We start from the raw sequence: 2807 nt of genomic DNA on the forward strand, positions 1-2807 counted from the left end.
TCGCCAGACTGTCGAAGGACCTCCGCATGTCCGTCGGCGCCGCCGCGAGGAAGATGCGTACAGACGGCGGCAGCGTCAGCATGGCCGGCCCTCCAGAGCGTCCGCCAGCCGCGCCAGGGCATGCGGGTCCAGGTCGGCAGCGGCCCGAAGGACTCGCCCGCTGCGAAGAACGACCTCCACCACAGAGGAGCGCAGCTCAGGCAGGATCGCCGCCCCGGCAGGCGCACCGGCGACTACGCGCACGGGCAGGAACGGCACGCTCCGGCCCGCAGGGGACCTGTCGGCCTGCCCGCGCTGCGGCAGGCACGCAGGCGTTTTCATCGCGCCCGAGACTGCGGATCGAGGCGCGGGAGGCTTGGCGCCGGAGCGGGTGCCGGCGGCCTTCTCCAGGCGATGCTTCCAGTACTGGAACGCAGACGGCGCCAGGCCGTAGCGCGAGCAGAACCTGGCCTGAGACAGCCCGCTCTCCTTGAACCGCGCCAGCCGCCGCTCCCACTGGCGGCGGACCCTTGCCCTGCGTCCTGTCCCTGACGCCTGCGACCGATGTGCCGCGAGTGCTGCGTGCGCCATGCATGTGCCCTCCTCAAGCGCCCGCAGCGCATCGTCGGCAACACTCGTACCTTTGGGAAGATGGTCACGGTTGGACGCTTACCGCCTCCGACCTCGCCGACGGCGCCCGCACGGTTTCCGTATCGCTGAAAGACCGCGCCGGCAACGCGGCGTCGGCGTCGTGGACGTTCACGGTTGACGCCACTCCTCCGCGCATATCCGCGCTGACGCCTCCGGACGGTTCCTGGACGGGGAACAGGCGTCCGGCCGTCTCGGCGGCCTTCGAGGACGCCGGCAGCGGCGTGGACGTTTCTTCCGTCTCGCTGAAGATAAACGGCGCAGAGGCGGCCGGGGCGGCGGCCGGCCCCTCCGGCGTCTCGTGGACTCCGCCGCGGGACCTCGCCGACGGCCACTTCGCCGTATCGCTGTCTGTAAAGGATGTCGCGGGGAACGAGATCTCCGCCGCGTGGGGTTTCGACGTTGACGCCACGCCGCCGCTCATCTCCGGCCTGTCTCCTGCGAGCGGCTCGGTGGTGCGCGTGCAGCCCGTGTTCAGCGGCCGCGTCGAGGGAGCGAACGCCGTCCGGTTCTTTCTGGATTCGGCGGAGATACCCGGCGTTTTCGTGGCGGGCGACGGGAGTTTCGAGTGGGAGGCGGCCGGCCTGGAGAACGGTCCGCACACGTTCCGCGTGGAGGCCTCCGATCTGGCGGGCAATTCCGCGTCGGCCTCGACTACCGTGACGGTCCGCGCCTCGCCGCCCGCTCCGCCGGAGATACTGTCTGTCGTCTCGACGCCCATCCGGCGCATGTTCGTCAAACTGCGGTGCGCGCCTGGCGACGCGGGTTTCGTACGGCCGTCGGCGGAATTTCTGAAGGGCGGAGGCGAGGAAGAGCCGGCGCCCGGCTGGCGCGTGCTTTCCGTCAGGACCTCCGGCGATGTCTTCACGCTCGAGATCGCGCCCGGCGAATCGGACTCGGCGCTCCTGCGTGTGCGGCTTGCGGACGACGCGGGCCTGTTCAGCGCGGCGGTGGCGCGGGCCGTCGAGTACACGCCCGGCTCGATTCCCGGCGAGGCCACGATCTCGATAGTCTCGCCGCTGCCGGAAGCGGGGCGCGATTACGTGCTGGTCGGCGGCCCCGGCATGACGGAGAAGAAAATCTCCGTCGCCGTGTACGCGACCGGCGCTGGGCCGCTTTCGATAACGTGTTCGGGCGTATCGGTCGAACCGCCGCCCGCGGCCGCCGGCTTGCACACGCTGACGGGCGTGCCGCTCGTCGAGGGCGATCAGACGCTGCGCGTATCGCTGACGGATGCCGCGGGCGGGAGCGAGTATGCCGAGCTGAAGGTCGTGTGCGACACGACGCCGCCGGTCGTCCGCATCGTATCGCCGACGAAGACGTTTCCGTTGAGCGACCGGCTGCTTGCGCGCGAGCGGAACCGGCCGCTGCCGCTGAAGGGGGAGGTGTCGGATCGTCTGGGGGTGAGCCTGAAGATGACCCGCGCGGCGGACGAGGTGCTGGTCGGATGGTACGGGGGATCGGCGACATACATATATTCCGCGCCGGAGCCGCGGCCGAGGCCCGACCTGTGGGACGAGCTTTTTGTATCGGAGCCTGCGCCCGATTACCGCGAGTATCCGGAGCATGAGCGGCCCGCGCCCGAGGTGCCCGATCCCGATCCGGACGATCCGATGGCGGCGCGTACGTTCGAGGGGGCGCTGGATGTGGGTAGCGGGCTCGAGGGGCTGGAGTCGGTGACCGTAGAGGAGGCGCGCTGGGGGAAGGGGAACGGAGTGTTCCGGTTCGAGGTGGCGGCGAGGGACGAGCTTGGGAACGAATCGGAGCCGGTGGTCGTTATGGTGGAGCTGGACACGGTGGCGCCGAGGGTGAGGCCTGCGGCGAACGGGCTTGGTGGGCTTGATGTGTGGCCTCCGAGGGCGCTGGACGTTCTGGACGGAGACATGGCGCGGCTGGAGGCGGCCGGACGCCGCGCGCGTCTTGGCGGGCGGGGGATAGAGCCGGGGCTGCTGTGGGTGCTGGAGGGCGCGAGGGCAGGCGCTGCCGCGCCGCCGCTCTCTCCGCCCCTTGCATATTCGGCGGAAGACCTTGCCGGCAACGTCCGCACGGAAAGCGACAGTCCCTGGGACATCCGCGGCAGGGCGTACCGTATCGAAGGTTGCCCGACAACGGCATGGAAGCGGGGTTTACATGTCGTTTGCCGTCAGATATGCTGACGCGATCCTCCCGCCGAGGATAAA

At 70.0% G+C, this 2807-nt stretch carries 2 protein-coding genes and 1 pseudogene; 2 read left to right on the forward strand and 1 reads right to left on the reverse strand.

Annotation, left to right across the window (positions count from 1 at the left end; genetic code table 11):
• Positions 1–75 precede the first annotated feature (75 nt).
• Positions 76–570 carry a hypothetical protein gene (locus N2041_RS14185; RefSeq protein WP_297679230.1) on the reverse strand — a complete coding sequence of 165 codons (495 nt, stop codon included), beginning with the start codon at positions 568–570 and terminating at the stop codon, positions 76–78.
• A gap of 2 nt (positions 571–572) precedes the next feature.
• On the opposite strand from N2041_RS14185, the pseudogene N2041_RS14955 reads away from it, so the two are divergent.
• Together N2041_RS14955 and N2041_RS14190 are read left to right on the forward strand one after the other, a co-directional pair.
• Positions 573–737: pseudogene (locus tag N2041_RS14955) on the forward strand (hypothetical protein); the annotation flags it as partial.
• 114 nt (positions 738–851) lie between these two features.
• On the forward strand, positions 852–2783 hold the full coding sequence (locus N2041_RS14190; protein ID WP_297679231.1) for an Ig-like domain-containing protein: 1932 nt from the start codon (positions 852–854) through the stop codon (positions 2781–2783).
• Positions 2784–2807: the final 24 nt, after the last annotated feature.

It is taken from the genome of Tepidiforma sp., from assembly GCF_026419595.1.
Classification (GTDB): Bacteria; Chloroflexota; Dehalococcoidia; order Tepidiformales; family Tepidiformaceae; genus Tepidiforma.